Source organism: Enterobacter sp. QK-SA4 (genome assembly GCF_056856775.1).
In genome coordinates, this window is the sequence record NZ_JBXFXH010000003.1 from 1 (window position 1) to 13,871 (window position 13,871).

20 protein-coding genes and 2 pseudogenes are annotated in these 13,871 nt (G+C 57.8%); 7 read left to right on the top strand and 15 right to left on the bottom strand.

Going from position 1 to position 13,871, the window contains the following annotated elements; translation table 11 throughout:
- The 3 genes from AC1VYI_RS00120 to AC1VYI_RS00130 form a co-directional block, all read right to left on the bottom strand.
- The coding region (locus AC1VYI_RS00120; RefSeq protein WP_482875599.1) for a DUF3560 domain-containing protein at positions 1-681 on the bottom strand (681 nt) is incomplete at its 3' end.
- Positions 682-732: 51 nt separating this feature from the next.
- Positions 733-963 (bottom strand): CCDC81 family HU domain 1-containing protein, encoded by a 231-nt coding sequence (locus AC1VYI_RS00125; RefSeq protein WP_001568051.1) that lies wholly within the window; start codon positions 961-963, stop codon positions 733-735.
- Between the two features lie 91 nt (positions 964-1,054).
- Entirely contained in the window at positions 1,055-1,282 is a 228-nt protein-coding gene (locus AC1VYI_RS00130; protein WP_001568050.1) for a hypothetical protein, read from the bottom strand.
- 295 nt (positions 1,283-1,577) lie between these two features.
- On the opposite strand from AC1VYI_RS00130, the pseudogene AC1VYI_RS00135 reads away from it, so the two are divergent.
- Positions 1,578-1,801: pseudogene (locus AC1VYI_RS00135) on the top strand (hypothetical protein); the annotation flags it as partial.
- Positions 1,802-1,918: 117 nt separating this feature from the next.
- Here AC1VYI_RS00135 and AC1VYI_RS00140 read toward each other — a convergent pair.
- From AC1VYI_RS00140 to AC1VYI_RS00175, 8 genes are all read right to left on the bottom strand, one after another.
- On the bottom strand, positions 1,919-2,236 hold the full coding sequence (locus AC1VYI_RS00140; RefSeq protein ID WP_016247540.1) for a hypothetical protein: 318 nt from the start codon (positions 2,234-2,236) through the stop codon (positions 1,919-1,921).
- A gap of 34 nt (positions 2,237-2,270) precedes the next feature.
- Complete coding sequence (locus tag AC1VYI_RS00145; protein ID WP_008324193.1) at positions 2,271-2,525, bottom strand: DNA polymerase III subunit theta; 255 nt, start codon at positions 2,523-2,525, stop codon at positions 2,271-2,273.
- A gap of 192 nt (positions 2,526-2,717) precedes the next feature.
- Positions 2,718-2,909, bottom strand: a complete 192-nt coding sequence (locus AC1VYI_RS00150; RefSeq protein ID WP_015493073.1) for a hypothetical protein — start codon at positions 2,907-2,909, stop codon at positions 2,718-2,720.
- Positions 2,910-2,951: 42 nt separating this feature from the next.
- Complete coding sequence (locus AC1VYI_RS00155; protein WP_044789508.1) at positions 2,952-3,458, bottom strand: antirestriction protein ArdA; 507 nt, start codon at positions 3,456-3,458, stop codon at positions 2,952-2,954.
- A gap of 398 nt (positions 3,459-3,856) precedes the next feature.
- Positions 3,857-4,636 (bottom strand): hypothetical protein, encoded by a 780-nt coding sequence (locus tag AC1VYI_RS00160; RefSeq protein ID WP_077138929.1) that lies wholly within the window; start codon positions 4,634-4,636, stop codon positions 3,857-3,859.
- A gap of 53 nt (positions 4,637-4,689) precedes the next feature.
- Positions 4,690-5,109: a DUF1380 family protein gene (locus AC1VYI_RS00165; protein WP_008455408.1), complete on the bottom strand. Its 420-nt coding sequence runs from the start codon at positions 5,107-5,109 to the stop codon at positions 4,690-4,692.
- A 10-nt stretch (positions 5,110-5,119) separates the two neighbouring features.
- A complete protein-coding gene (locus AC1VYI_RS00170) occupies positions 5,120-5,341 on the bottom strand; it encodes a hypothetical protein (protein ID WP_008455410.1) in 222 nt (73 codons plus the stop codon).
- On the bottom strand, positions 5,341-6,018 hold the full coding sequence (locus AC1VYI_RS00175; protein ID WP_008455412.1) for a DNA methylase: 678 nt from the start codon (positions 6,016-6,018) through the stop codon (positions 5,341-5,343). The genes AC1VYI_RS00170 and AC1VYI_RS00175 overlap by 1 nt, the downstream gene beginning before the upstream one ends.
- Positions 6,019-6,377: 359 nt before the next feature.
- On the opposite strand from AC1VYI_RS00175, the pseudogene AC1VYI_RS00180 reads away from it, so the two are divergent.
- From AC1VYI_RS00180 to AC1VYI_RS00200, 5 genes and pseudogenes are all read left to right on the top strand, one after another.
- Positions 6,378-6,494 (top strand): annotated as a pseudogene (locus tag AC1VYI_RS00180) (SOS response-associated peptidase family protein); the annotation flags it as partial.
- A 64-nt stretch (positions 6,495-6,558) separates the two neighbouring features.
- Positions 6,559-7,263 carry an IS6-like element IS26 family transposase gene (locus tag AC1VYI_RS00185; protein WP_001067855.1) on the top strand — a complete coding sequence of 235 codons (705 nt, stop codon included), beginning with the start codon at positions 6,559-6,561 and terminating at the stop codon, positions 7,261-7,263.
- 39 nt (positions 7,264-7,302) lie between these two features.
- A complete protein-coding gene (locus AC1VYI_RS00190; protein ID WP_244905709.1) occupies positions 7,303-7,917 on the top strand; it encodes an OsmC family protein in 615 nt (204 codons plus the stop codon).
- Between the two features lie 32 nt (positions 7,918-7,949).
- Positions 7,950-8,513: a peptide-methionine (S)-S-oxide reductase MsrA gene (msrA, locus tag AC1VYI_RS00195; protein WP_011191350.1), complete on the top strand. Its 564-nt coding sequence runs from the start codon at positions 7,950-7,952 to the stop codon at positions 8,511-8,513.
- The gene (locus tag AC1VYI_RS00200; RefSeq protein ID WP_004357654.1) at positions 8,513-9,538 is read left to right on the top strand and encodes a zinc-binding alcohol dehydrogenase family protein; all 1,026 of its coding nucleotides are present in this window, start codon (positions 8,513-8,515) and stop codon (positions 9,536-9,538) included. The genes msrA and AC1VYI_RS00200 overlap by 1 nt, the downstream gene beginning before the upstream one ends.
- A gap of 396 nt (positions 9,539-9,934) precedes the next feature.
- Here AC1VYI_RS00200 and AC1VYI_RS00205 read toward each other — a convergent pair whose 3' ends face one another.
- Both AC1VYI_RS00205 and AC1VYI_RS00210 read right to left on the bottom strand, forming a co-directional pair.
- Positions 9,935-10,429 (bottom strand): MarR family winged helix-turn-helix transcriptional regulator, encoded by a 495-nt coding sequence (locus AC1VYI_RS00205; protein WP_004099028.1) that lies wholly within the window; start codon positions 10,427-10,429, stop codon positions 9,935-9,937.
- A gap of 557 nt (positions 10,430-10,986) precedes the next feature.
- Positions 10,987-11,475 (bottom strand): YkgB family protein, encoded by a 489-nt coding sequence (locus AC1VYI_RS00210; protein ID WP_004099027.1) that lies wholly within the window; start codon positions 11,473-11,475, stop codon positions 10,987-10,989.
- 297 nt (positions 11,476-11,772) lie between these two features.
- On the opposite strand from AC1VYI_RS00210, the gene AC1VYI_RS00215 reads away from it, so the two are divergent.
- A complete protein-coding gene (locus AC1VYI_RS00215) occupies positions 11,773-12,132 on the top strand; it encodes a DUF6314 family protein (protein WP_166479491.1) in 360 nt (119 codons plus the stop codon).
- 38 nt (positions 12,133-12,170) lie between these two features.
- Here the strand turns inward: AC1VYI_RS00215 and AC1VYI_RS00220 are convergent, their stop codons facing one another.
- Both AC1VYI_RS00220 and AC1VYI_RS00225 read right to left on the bottom strand, forming a co-directional pair.
- Positions 12,171-13,130, bottom strand: a complete 960-nt coding sequence (locus AC1VYI_RS00220) for a YeeE/YedE thiosulfate transporter family protein (RefSeq protein WP_004099025.1) — start codon at positions 13,128-13,130, stop codon at positions 12,171-12,173.
- Positions 13,131-13,156: 26 nt separating this feature from the next.
- Positions 13,157-13,579, bottom strand: coding sequence for a MarR family winged helix-turn-helix transcriptional regulator (locus AC1VYI_RS00225; RefSeq protein WP_223296479.1), 423 nt, complete (start codon positions 13,577-13,579; stop codon positions 13,157-13,159).
- Between the last annotated feature and the right edge of the window lie 292 nt (positions 13,580-13,871).

Genomic DNA, 13,871 nt, shown 5'->3' on the forward strand with positions numbered 1-13,871 from the left:
GTCATAATTACTGACCAGTAACGCCATTTTCAGATCGAGCGTCTGCGCACGCCACATCGTCATATACTCTTCAGACCGGGTAATGTGCTTTTGGGACTTGCGTAATTCCGCCTCGATTTTTTTGATACGGCGGTAACGCACATCCGGACGCTCCTTGTATTTCGCATGCTGCAGAGAGGCCTGCGCGCGCTGTTCCCAGTATTCGGCGCGCTCGAACAGCATCACCGCACGTTTCATGCCGTTCTCAATTTTCTGCGCATGCCGGCGCGCGCGGCGCTCGCTGTGGTGGCCTACCAGGATCGGCTGTCCCAGCGGGACAGCCGATGCCAGCGAATCAACATGCGCAAGCGCCTGCTCCGATTCAACCGCCCGCCGGTCACTGTAGTCACTGAACCGCCCGGCGCGCTGCTCCTGGCGATCAAACAGGGTGCTGTCCTCGTCCTCGATATCACCGGCGAGGGAAAGCAGGACATCCTCCCGCCCCGGCGTCCAGGCTGGCGCCACAAATAGTTCCTGTTTGGGCGCCCAGCGAAAGCCTGCTTTGTTGATCAGGGAATACGTTTCTTCATCGAGTCGCAATGATGCGTAAAGTCGCAATTTATTATCATCGGGTGAATAAGTTGCCCGGTAAGTCTGGCTGACGGTATTTTCCGTCATGATCTGTGCGGTAGTCGGTGCCATTGTGTTTTCTCCTTCCTGCAGTTGCCGCCCCTCGCGGGGCGGCTCACCTCATCAGTTAAATGCGCGTTTCAGTTCCAGCGTGCGGAGTACCTGCCCGAGGGCGGTATTTTTCATCGCGGGGATGTGGACACCGCGCCCTTTGCGGTGACTTCTGGCGATATGACGCCCGAAAGCTCTGAGAGCGGGATCAATCTCAGGTGCGGTGATATCTGCGCGCAGAATGCGCGAATGACGACGGGGCTTTACAGCGCCTGCGGAAGGTGAAAAAATAGAAACGATCATAAAGTTGACTCCTTATGGTAGTTAACGAAGCCGGAAAAACCGTTCGTGCGATTTTTACGGCGTGGGAGAAGCAGGGTTTACCCTGCTTTTTTCATATCTGCGGTTTGCTTCCCGCTTCTTCTTCCTCCTTCTTAAGCTGATCGGTAATGTCTTCCGGTTCGCCCAGAAACCAGCCTTTGACGGGTTCACAGCGTTCAATAAACGCTTTTATCGCCCGTTTTCCGGTCGTGGCCTGCACCCGGGTAAACATCGGCAGATTGCCGCTGGCATTGCTTCCCAGAAATGCGATCCGATACGTTCGCAATGAAGGATCCTGCATTTTTCTTTTTCCTGATTTTTAAAGAACATCACCCGTTGCTTTTAAAAAACCATCACCCGTTGAGTTGCCGGGGCCGCGGTTTTGACGTTTTGCGGGGACCTGCTGAACGCCCCCGCTGGTTGTTACCTTCACCCGTTTGAGAGCCGTTCGCCGCAGGGGCGTAAACCAGCGCGGGCGATGGCGGATGTCCGGGGCGCGGTTTACCGCGTGCCATTTACCCTGGACAGCTGACAGCGGCTGTGCTTGTCTCAGCCCCGGCGAAAGGACTCAAAAGGGTGAAAAAACCAGGCAAGGAATGAGCAGGAACCCGCCGCAACGACGGAAAGCGCGGGCGCGAAACGGCGTTGCCCCTTACAGCCCGGCGGCCGTTGATTTTCGCCGGGGTGCAGGGAGCGCAGGCCACGGCGCGACAGAGGCGGCGCATCCTGATAAGGATGCTGCAAGCCCTGGTGTTGCGTCATGGGATGGAAGCCCGAAGGGCGGAGACGGTTTACCGGCTCCGTTCACGACAGCCCGCCCGGACGCCCGCAATGAAAACGGGAACGGGCAGAAAACAGAAAACGGGAGGATAAGAATGGATTACATGCGGCTAAAATGATGGCTGACGATCATCCAGCTTGATGCCAGCCGGGAACATCAGGAGCGAAAATGCTTTTCTTTTCTGTACTGCACAACGCTATACCAGGCCGAAGCCAGGAAAGCAAAAACGGTGATCAGCACTCTTAATTCGTCCCCCGGCTCCTTCCCCTTCAGCATCAACATTATGATGATGCCGGCAACGATAATCCATGCAACGCCACTCCAGAGACGCAGTTTATCCGCCGCGACATTAATCAGGATAAAAGCAACGGCCAAGATTCCCCCCCATAGAGCCGGTACAGGCTGAAACGGAATAAACAACAGGTTAATACCGGTTAAAAGAGTCACGGCCGCAAACATCAGAGACATACGCATAAAATTTCCTCCCTGGACACACTGACTATAAGAATCACTTCTGCTGCTCATCTCCGGGTTTATTATATTCGGGCGCATTTGCGCGCGGCAGCTGCTGACTGTTCTGCCGATGAACGTCAAGCCGTTCACGAAAATACTGGCGAAGATGTTCAGGCTGTTCCCGTTCAACAAGCTCAGGCACAACAGGCTTGTTCATCCTTTCCTGCCAGGCAACGGCAGCGGCGGCTTTATCGACTGAGACCTTATCCTGATCATCTTTTGAGAAAGAGGCGATATTCCACTTCGACATATGCTTCACCGGTCTGCTTTACAGGAAGATATCCCTGATAATACGCGCATTCCCGGGCAACAGCGACTGACAACGGAGAGGAGAGTGCGCGGCGCCGGAGGCGCGGCGAAGTTTCTCTCCGGCAGGCGCAGCCTGCCCGGTTTTTCGCGCGGGCTGACAGGCGCCCTCCGGCCCGGACGCCTGCCATCATACTTACTGGCCTTTTCCACCCTGTAAGATGAAATGACCGCCGATGTACACGGCACACTGACAGGTCATGTATTCGCAGATTTCATCCATCACCTGCGCGGTGGTCAGTTCCCGCTGACCGGCATCACGTCGGCGGGCATTAATCAGGGCTTTGTACTGTCGCAGGATCTCGCGGGTTTCCGGTGCAAGTTTCATACGTTTTCTCCTTAACCGGCGGGTTTCCCCGCCGGACATTAATCAGTTGCTGAAGACATAGCCGTCATGGAACACATAGCCGCTGCTGAACAGGTCACGCGCCCAGGCTTCAAAATCGAAATAGCTGCGCAACGGCTCCGGCACCTCATTTAACAGGCCGTTGTCCTCCACCATCTCCCGCGCATAGTCTTCCTCGCTTTCCGCCTCGCCGCGGTACGCATCATCAAACGCGTCATAGTCACATTCGCCGGTATACTCCGCCCAGGCGATAAAAGCGGCTTCCCTGCCCTCTTCTTCGGCGCGTTTGTAAGCGGCGATAAAATCCCAGTCAATGGAGCATTCAGAGACGAACTGCGACGGAATGCCTTCCCAGTCCTGGAACATAAACTCGGCATCCCATTCATCGGCATGCAGTGCCTGACAGGCCTCGTAAAAATCTTCCCTGCCGTCAAACTCCGTCAGATCAAACCATTTGCCGAAAATGCTGCCGCAGTTGTATTTGTGATACGTGCCCACGTAAACAGCCGGTGTGGTGGTTGTAGTGCTCATAAAAAATCCTCCATAGTCGATGTCGTCTGAGTTCCGGCTTACGCCGTGCCGACACGACAGCCGGGCGAAAAGCGGAGGATGCAAGGGCGTCACCGAAGCCGCAGCGCAGTAAAAAAGCAGGAGCTGGCTGGACGGTTTGACGGCGAAAATTGAGCCGGAAAACGACGGGAAGACGGCGGATAACGTATGAAATAAACTGCGACCGGGTGAAGGTGACGGCGTTTACGCTTCCCTTGCATCAGCCGCGGCCCGGCTATAGTAGAGGCACGGCGTTTGCCGCAGGCCGCACGGGACGTTACTCACCGCGAAGCCGGAACAACGTGAAGGAAGAGCCGTAAAAGTGGAGCCGGCGACATCCTTCGTGGTGGATTCAGGGGGCCGCCGCCCCCTGCTGTTCGCTACACTGGCCGGATTGCTGACAGGGCATTGCGGACAAGACTGATTTCTGCACGCGCTTCTGCCATGACCTCATGTAACAGGGTTAAATCCATCCACCGGCGCGGAGGCTCGCCCGGAATACGCAGCACATCGCACATCTGGCCACATGCCAGGATTTGATCAACTTTGTCGCTGATAACAAAGAACTCGACGCTGCTGTAGCGTGCCCCTTTGTTCAGGATGGCATCGAGCACCACCGGCAAATTGTCATCATCGTCCAGCCAGCAGGGCATATCATTTTCCTTCACAACCAGACGGAAGTTTCGGGTCTGGCGATAAAACAGCGTTTCCCCGCGCGTGGTCAGCGCCGCCTTTATCCGGCGCGCATCCTCCCATACCTGCCGGGAGACATCCCGCACGGCGCGGGACAGGCAATCCGTTACAGCCTGAATCTCCGGCTCCGTCAGCCATTCCCCGGCCCAGGGGAAAGCTATCTGTGTTCCGTCCTCCGGAAGCTGCGGCGCGTCGGCATAGCGGCTGCCGGATAAAATAATCTGCGCTGGCGTCCCGGCTATTTTTGTCATGGCACTTTGCAGCTCTGCGGGTACGTCACCGGTACAAAGCAAAGGAAGCAGATGAGCAATATTTGCCGCATCCAGACGGACATAAATGCTTATCCATCCCGGTTTATTGACCGGATCACGCTGATCAACATCGGTATGGTCAGGCCATCCATAATCAGCAATCAAATCGCGCGCACGGCGCATGACAAGGGCGGTTAACGTGGTGATTTCCTGCATAATGGGTTCCTCTGAACGGGTTCAGTACACGCCGCCCGGGCGGCGTGTTGATTTCATTTTTTCAGTAAGGCGCGAACTTTCGCCGCATCAGCCAGGCGACGGGTTACGCTTTCCGGCACCGGATGGTTCTCATCCCGGGCGGACCACTCCCTGTGCCACAACGCCTGTTCAGCGGTTATCAGCAGGGTTTCAAGCAGATCCGCCGGCACCATCACCGCCGGAACGGCCTCTTTCACCTGTTCAATCAGATCCATCACCGCACCGGCAGACACGCCCGACTCAAGCCGTTGTTCCTCCGGAATGGCGTCCATACGCGCCAGTACCGCCCTTGTGTCCTGCTCCGAAACGGCATATTCCATTCCGTCGGCCAGCGCTTCGATATCCGCCGGGGACCAGACAATGAGGTTCAGCGGGGTTTCTGCGGGATACTGTTCACGCAACAACCGGCAGAGGGTTTCACAGGTTCCGTACATGTTTTTCTCCTTAGTCCTTAAAGCAGGCATCCAGCTCAAGAATTTCGTTGTATGCCGCCATAAACAGGGCATTGATGCGAAAAAGGGTCTGACGGGCCAGGCGTTCGGCCAGCACATCGGAGTCAAAGCGATAGCGGTGCTCCATCCCGTTCAGCGTCGCCCGCAGGTCACACATGTTGTTAGCGACGTCCGCCACTTCTGCGCGGAGTTTCTCGTGTCCGGCATAGTTCATTACGCGGCCTCCGGGAACTCGTCGTTGGCGGCCGGGTACTGCATGGCGCGCCGGACGGCGGCCAGACGTTGCTGTCCGTTCCGGTGGTACTGTTCCAGCAGTTCGATACCGATGTAGCGACGGCCAGCCTGGAGGGCAGCTACACAGGTGGAGCCACTGCCGGCAAAGGGGTCGAGCACAATCGCACCGGGATGTGTGAAGGACTCAATCAGCGGTTGCAGGCTGGCTACGGGTTTTTCGGTAGGGTGATGCCGGTTGCCTGAATATTTCCACGCAATCACGTCATTCAACGGGTTTTGCGGCAGGGGCGGACGGCCTTTTGCAAGGATGTAGGCGCATTCGTGGCGGTAGCCCACATATGCGGCCTTCGATGTGTAGGTTTTAGGGAAAACCAGATGACCAACAACGCTGAACCCGGCCTGTTTCCACGCAGCCATAAAGCGATCGACGCGGTTCCATCCGTAGAAGCTCACCATCAGCGCGTCTTTTTTGAGGACGCGATACATCTCATGGCAGGCGGGTTGCAGCCATTCATCGGTTTTATCGCCGGCGATGGTACGCCCCTGACGGTCACGAAAACCGACGAGATATGGCGGGTCGGTGAGAATGAAATCGACAGCATTATCCGGAAAGCCGGACATGATATGGACGCAATTACCCTGGATAAATCGGGACATGGTAGTTCTCCTTTCTCAAATGCGGCGCCAATTACGCCGTGCCGATACGACAGCCGGGCGAAAAGTGGAGAATGCAGGGGCGGTGCCGCAAGCCGCAGCGCAGTGAAAAAGCCCACGCTGGCTGGACGGTTTGACGGCGAAAATTGAGACGGAAAACGACGGGAAGACAGCGGGTAAAGCCTTTGAAATAAACTGCGACCGGGTGAGGACACCGGCAGAGCGAACCCTTGCATTCGAAGCGGCCCGGCTACAGTAGCGGCACGGCGGCCACACGATGGCAGGAACCTGAAAAACGGCCTATGTTCTGAACTGATGAAAACACAGATTTCGCATGCGAAATCTACACCGGAGAAACGATAATGTGCGGTCGGTTTACGCAGTACAACTCCCGCGAGGAGTACCTGGCCTTTCTCGAAGAAGAAGCAGAACGGGACATCCCGTATGATCCGGAGCCCGTCGGCCGCTACAACGTTGCGCGGCACTGTTGCAAATAGTCGGTGGTGATAAACTTATCATCCCCTTTTGCTGATGGAGCTGCACATGAACCCATTCAAAGGCCGGCATTTTCAGCGTGACATCATTCTGTGGGCCGTACGCTGGTACTGCAAATACGGCATCAGTTACCGTGAGCTGCAGGAGATGCTGGCTGAACGCGGAGTGAATGTCGATCACTCCACGATTTACCGCTGGGTTCAGCGTTATGCGCCTGAAATGGAAAAACGGCTGCGCTGGTACTGGCGTAACCCTTCCGATCTTTGCCCGTGGCACATGGATGAAACCTACGTGAAGGTCAATGGCCGCTGGGCGTATCTGTACCGGGCCGTCGACAGCCGGGGCCGCACTGTCGATTTTTATCTCTCCTCCCGTCGTAACAGCAAAGCTGCATACCGGTTTCTGGGTAAAATCCTCAACAACGTGAAGAAGTGGCAGATCCCGCGATTCATCAACACGGATAAAGCGCCCGCCTATGGTCGCGCGCTTGCTCTGCTCAAACGCGAAGGCCGGTGCCCGTCTGACGTTGAACACCGACAGATTAAGTACCGGAACAACGTGATTGAATGCGATCATGGCAAACTGAAACGGATAATCGGCGCCACGCTGGGATTTAAATCCATGAAGACGGCTTACGCCACCATCAAAGGTATTGAGGTGATGCGTGCACTACGCAAAGGCCAGGCCTCAGCATTTTATTATGGTGATCCCCTGGGCGAAATGCGCCTGGTAAGCAGAGTTTTTGAAATGTAAGGCCTTTGAATAAGACAAAAGGCTGCCTCATCGCTAACTTTGCAACAGTGCCCGCGCATCTTCGTCGCGTCCAGGCACCCTAAAAGCTTCATCTCGCTCGACAACGCGGATCACCTTCTCACCGACGTCGCGGACGCGAACTACGCCGCGGCCATGGTGGCGGTTTGGGCGAGCCGCTTTCTCCCACCACTCAGCGCGGATCTTCCGCAGGTCGAGGTTGCGGAGGGCGTCGTCTCCACCGAAACTCTTGCAGGGACGTTCCAGCTCAAGGTCCGCAGCGGCGAGCACACTCTGTTCGCCGACGAGCCAGCATCGGTCGGTGGCCTCGGGACCGGACTATCTCCCTACGAACTCGTATCTGCCGGCCTCGCAGCCTGCACGGTGATGACGATGCGTCTCTATGCGAACCGCAAGGGCTTTCCGCTCGAACGGGCGAGCACGACCGTGCAGCACGAGAAGGTGCCGGACATGATGCCACCCGACCGGTTCACCCGCACCATTGTCCTCGATGGGCCGCTGAGTGATGATCAGCGCGCTCGGATCCTCGCGATCGCTGATCGGTGTCCCGTCGATCTGAGTCTCATCCGGGGTTCGGACGTGCAGACCGAGCTCTTGAGCGCCAGTCAGGCTGCGGATCCCGCGAGGCTGGCTTGACCGTGGCGCACACGGAGGAGGGCGAACGGACTGTGAGCCAATCGCCTACCGGCAATAGGGCGGCCGCGACAGAGCGAGCAATTCTCGCAGGCGGCTGCTTCTGGGGCATGGAGGATTTGCTGCGCCGAGCCAGGGGAGTCATTTCGACGCGTGTCGGTTACACAGGCGGAGAAATGCCTGATCCGACCTACGCGAGACATTACGGCCATGCGGAAGCAGTGGAAGTGACCTTCGACCCTTCCGTTCTCGCCTATCGCTCGCTCTTGGAACTCTTCTTCCAGATACATGACCCCACGACCTACGAGCAACAAGGCAGCGATGTCGGTCCGAGCTATCGATCGGCGATTTTCTACACCACCGAAGTGCAGAAGGAAGTCGCCCTCACAACCATCGCGGAAATCGAGGCATCAGGAAGCTGGCCAGGCCCGGTCGTGTCGGAGATCAACCCAGAAGAACCCTTTTGGGAGGCGGAGCCAGAGCACCAAGAATACCTGGTGCGCTATCCTGGGGGCTATAGCTGCCACTTCGTGCGCCCGACCTGGCGGTTGGACCGCTCAGACGAACGCCCAGCTGTAATACTTGACAGAAAGAGTTGATGATGACCGAAACCGTGACTAATCAGGCCGCCTGGCAGAAAGCGCCGGGGCAGCCACTGAGGATCGGTGTCACCGCTCTGCCGCATCTGGCGGCGAACGAGATATTGATCCGCAACGCGGCCATCGCGATCAACCCACTCGACTGGATTCTGCAGGACGTCGCGCTTTTGCCATGGCTCGACTATCCCGCGATTCTCGGCAGCGACGTCTCCGGTGAGGTCGCGGCGGTCGGTGGCGCGGTCGAGCGGTTCAAGGTCGGCGATCGAGTCATCGGACAGGCGGTCGGGACAACCGTAAATCAACCTGCGCAGGGTGCGTTCCAGCACCACACGATCGTGCTGGACCACATGGCGGCGCCGATCCCCAACAACATTGCCTTCGCTGATGCGGCAGTCCTCCCGCTTGGCCTTGGCACCGCCGCAAGCGGGCTCTACGGACGGACACAGTTGGCTCTCGCGCCACCGTTACACTCGCCGACCGCGCGTCCAGAGGTCGTTCTGGTCTGGGGTGGATCGTCGAGCGTTGGCTGCAACGCCATCCAGCTCGCGGTGGCGTCGGGCTACAGGTGCGTCGCCACCGCTTCGGCGCGCAACGTCGGCCTGTTGAAGGAGCTGGGTGCAAGCGAGGTTCTTGACCACTCGAGTCCAGCCATCGTGGAAGACGTGATTGAGGCAATGCGCGGGCGCAGTCTCGCTGGAACGCTTCACGCGACCGGTCACATGAAAGACTGTTTTGCCGTAGTTGCGAGATGCGAGGGCTCGCGCCGGGTGGCAGCGACGCTGGCCCCGCCCGACGAGCGTTCATTTGGAGTCGAGGCGACGCACATCTCCGGGACGAGCCTCAAGGATGACGAGGTTGGTCCAATGATCTACCGCGAATTCCTGCCGCAGGCTCTCGCGGCGCGCACGTTCGTCCCCGCCCCTCCGGCGAAGATCGTGGGCCAGGGCCTTGAAATGCTCCAGGCTGCCTTGGAAGCCCTGAAGGCGGGTGTATCCGCAGCGAAAATCGTCGTTACCCTGCCTTGAGTGACCAGCCAGGCGGTTTTTCGCGTTCGCAGTCTGAGGTGGCCCGCACTTTGCCGATTGGGAAGCTCTACCGGGAAAACGCGTTTGGGACGCGCGCTGCGCTCCTGCCGGAGCATGCGTTCCCGAAACCTGTTCCCGACTGCTTTTCCCCGAAACTACCTATCGGACATAGAGAAATGGGAATGCAGCGAGTGGTTTGAACGGCCGCTTCCGAAACCGCGTTCCGATCAATTGAGCGGCTAAAAGTGGGGCGATCACCGACATATTAGAATGAGACCGCCATGCCCGATCGGCCGGCTTGACGCGTAGCCAAAAGAATGCGGCTGATGGTAGGCTCGCTGACATTATGAAGCCCCGCCATCTGAGCAGCGTTGAGCTGCCGCAATTGCGAGTCTCCTACGCGTCGTCGTTCTTCTCGCGGTCCACACCTCGCTCATGCAATTCGGCATCGACGGGGCAGTTCGTGCAGCCCTCGTAGCAGCACAAGCGGCAGATGCGGTATGACTGCTCGAGGTTTTCCAAGCGATTTCGGAGAACGCGTTCAGCGATGTCCGATAAGGTTTTCAGTTCGTCTGGATTAAGGATCGATAGCCCTTCGGCAATCACTTGATCGCGCGAGGCCAGGACCTCGTCGCTCGCGACCTTGCCAGTTGGAGTAAGATAGAGGGATCGCGCGCGCCCGTCTGTCGAATGCTCCCTACGCTCGATCAATCCCTCGCTTACCAATCTATCCACCAGGCGAACAGTTCCAGCATGTGAAAGGCCCACCCCGATCGCAAGCATACGGATCGAGAGCCCGGGCTTGTGCGCGAGCAACGCCAGCGCTGAGGCGGCGGGTCCAGCTTCCGGCGCCCGCGATGAACTAGCGCGAACGATGTCGTCGCTGATCATGAGTGCGAACGCCCCGAAAATGTTTCGATCTCGAGGTCCATCCATTGCCACATCTATATGTGCGCGGAGCATAGACAGCAAGCCATACCGTGGTCCTCTTCCTCCGCGCGGCTTGTGGAAAATGTCCTGTTTTAGAAGGGTTTCGGAGGATTTCGACTGATCGAGCGCGCCGAAAAAAACGGGTCCGGCTCGTTAAGGCCGCGGAACCGTTGATACCTGGCGGCTATAGGGCAAGCCTTTTCGCTCGGAATCGCCGTAGGTCGCGCCCGAGAATCACTCCGCGTCAGCGCTGTCATCCAGGCCGCGCAGGTGCAGATCAGCGAGACCTAGCTTGCCCCCGGCGTCGCACTTCCATCGTGTCACCGCGCGCGATCACGATTGTATCAATCCCATTGAGGAACAGTCCGTGCTCCACGACGTCGGGGATTGCGGCGAAACGGGCGAAGACCGCGTCGCCATGCAGCTGAGCGCCTCCGGGCTCGATATCGCGACGGAGCATCCATGCCCCGCGGAGGTTCTGCAGGATTTGCACGCCCGCCGTCACGAGAGGACCACAGTCACGAGAGCACAAGCGCCCCTCTGTGGCGGACCGAAGCACGCAGCAGCACGAGGGACGCCGCTAGCAGAACTGCGTCCTTCAGTAGAAACTGCCCTGGTGCAGCCGAAATCGCAGGAAAGCCGCCGGCAGTCTGCTCCGCGACACCTGGAGTGGTGATGAAAAAGGTCAGCGTGATCAGATAGGTCGCTGCTGACATTAGTGCGCCTAGCGCAGAGAAGAGTGGACGAAATGCACCAAGGATCAGAACGAGACCGGTCGATAACTCGATAACGCCGATGAAATAGCTTTGCCCCTGCGTCCCGAACATGCCGAGCCAATTCATGATCGGGCTGTGTTCGATAAACGGGGCGATACCATAGGCCTCGTACGCTGTGAACTTCATCGCGCCGAACCACAGAAATACGATCACGAGAGCCCATCTAAGCAGGCCAAGATCCCTCCGACCGTGCTCGGGGACAAGAAATTCATAACGGTCGAAAATGCTCATCTAAAATTCCTCAACAGTGGTCCCGTGGGAACGTCACGAACGTCGTCTACGTGCTTCGGGCAGGCGTTGCAGTATATGCGCGACGCATATACCATATACTAATAAGCGAGATATGTCGAGCGGCTGGCTCGCGCTTCGCTGCCTCACGAAGCCATCCTCATCGGCGATGCCTTTACCCAGCAAACGCGCGACCTTTGCGGGATTTTGACTTGATGGGGCTGGCGCTCCGGGTGGGCCTATAGCCCGTTGGCAAACGTCCAGCCTGTACGGATGGACGCGGCCCTGGACGAGATAACCATGCCCACCGAAATCGTAGCAGCGATCGGCGAAGGCGCGCTCGCTTATCGAGAGAGCGGCATTCTCTCACTGGCAGATGGCAGAGTATTCTCCGCGTGCCGGCAGTATCGCTATCGCTTGAGCGAGGACAGTGTTGTCGTCGAGTTCGCAGACGGACCTCATATCGGGACGCAGTTCCTCAGCTTGAGTTTCTCGCGGACGGATACCGGGTTGGAAGCGAGTGGCGTCTATGCCTGCGGAGACGACACCTACCATGCAACCTACAGGATTCTGGGGCCGGCGGCCTTTGAAGTGGTCATCATGGTCCAAGGGCCTGCAAAGGCATACGAGCTAGTCAGCCGATATTCCCGGTCGGGATAAATGCTCATGTCAGGAGGGCAAGTCCTCTGTTGCCCTTATCATGGCCGTGAAAGGCAGCGCCGGAATAACTTACCACGCGCTGCAAATCCGAAGACGATTGTCGTCGTCATCAGAAGGTAGGCGACTATCCCACCAGGTGAAAGAGTCGGAACCGCTGCGAGGATCAACCCATCATTCCCGCCGGGTATGAGCGCGATGCCGATACCCATCAATGTGCCGCCGACGACAGATCGCAGAATGCCATTGGCTGTCGGCAGTTGGAGACGCAGATTGCCTTGGCGAAAGGAGGCGGTTAGGGCGCCTGCGATCGAAGAGATCACCGCAGTGAGCGCGACCTCGCCGGCCGGGGACATTCTGAGAGGAAGGGCGCGTTGAATCACGTCTGCGAAGGTCCAGGCCGGCGAGAGTGCATATAGAAGTCCGCCAGTGATACCGAGTCCAATCATCGAAGCGCCGAACGACCAACCCGGCTTTGTTCGCAGAACGCTCTTCGTGGAAACGAAAACGAGTGCCAGCACGAGCACAACTAGGAAGGCTAGGAGAGTAACGAGGCCTGTTGCGCTCGGTTTGGAGATTAAGCTTGGCCATGTTGAATCGTAGCCGAACCTGCCATGGTCGGCAGCCAAGATACCAATCGTTAATCCCAAGGGTAGAGCTAGAAGTCGCATCTCCCCATCCCCAAGCCGCGCCAGCGATCCGAGCAGGCATGTGTCATTAATGAGTGCGCCGAGGCCGAAGGCGATGGCGCCGATGAGCAGGAGGAAATTGATGCTGGTCGAGGGTGCGAGTGTTGCGCCCAGTGTTCCCGTCCAGACTATCGGGACCGCAACCAGGCCTGCCGCTGCCGACGCTGCGAGAAATCCGACGAACATTTTCGGCGGCTGTCTTCTGTGTAACTCATGAGCGGCCACCACTAAACAGGTTCCGCCTTGGTTCGCCGCATATCCGAACCCGAAGGCAAGTACGCATAGAAGAAGTTCGAGCGCAAACGATCCCATTATTTCAAGCCTGCCTGATCATATCGTCAGCCTTCTGATGCGACGTTCCAGCGTGGCGAGCGCCCCGGCTTAGCTTTACCACGGGAAGGCGCGATCCTGCTGTAGCCGCACAGATGGCAAAGGCTGACCGAGCCATCTTTGTCGAAGCCGTTTGCCACAAGGAGCCGCTCCGACAGCATGCCTAGAATGTCGAGGTCATTGGGCGACAGGGGCGAAATACATTCGGAGATCACCTGCTCCCGTGCCTTGAGCAAGGCGTCCGTTATCTTCTTCCCCGAATTGGTGAGGTGAATGAAGCGCGCCCGCCTGTCGGTGATTTGTCTTCGTCGTTCCACCAACTGTTCGCGCTCGAGCCTATCGATCAATCGCACCGTCCCGGCATGAGAAAGCCCGATCGAGGTAGCCAAAACGCTGATCGGCAGTCCGGGCTCCATGCTGAGTAACACCATCACGGCGGTCCCCGGGCCGCTTGGTGAAAACGAGGCCGAGACACTGGCGATGCTGTCTGCAACGGCCAACGCGAGTGCACCTAAATGGTACTTGGCGACCTCAGGCTCCATACCGCAAGAATATATGCTTCGCGCATAGACTTCAAGCGTGTGAAAATGTATGACCGCCGCATGCATCTATGACAGATTCGGACATGGTCATGCTCATTGAGGGGCTCAGCTCGGATTCCACATCTGAGATCAACGGACGTGCTCGTTCCCCAGGCGCTAGCGGGGGTGGGCTCGATGAAAG